Raw genomic sequence first — 314 nt, forward strand, 5'->3', positions numbered from 1 at the left:
GGAAACGGCTGGGAATGGATGAAGGACTGGTATGACCCGGAATACTACAGCCATTCGCCGGTAAAAGACCCGCAGGGTCCGGAGCAGCCGGTATTCAAAGACCCGGACGGGTACTACACGCGGGTGCTGCGCAGCCAGAACTACTCAGGGCCGGGGCGCGGGCTGACCATGGTGCGCTATAAAACCGATCCGGGAAATAAAGGTTATCCACCAACCGACAAAACCGTGCGCTGCGCCGTTAACCAGCCGAGTCCGGTGAAATGAGGGCTGTGATAATGAAAAACGACAGGTTGTGGCTGTGTGCCATTGTGATG

General features: G+C 57.0%; 1 pseudogene. It reads left to right on the forward strand.

Features of this window, described 5'->3' with window-relative positions:
• Window positions 1-264, forward strand: a pseudogene (locus OGV94_RS00110) (formylglycine-generating enzyme family protein); the annotation flags it as partial.
• Window positions 265-314: the final 50 nt, after the last annotated feature.

It is taken from the genome of Citrobacter sp. Ce006, assembly GCF_030336535.1.
GTDB classification, from domain to species: Bacteria; Pseudomonadota; Gammaproteobacteria; order Enterobacterales; family Enterobacteriaceae; genus Citrobacter; species Citrobacter europaeus.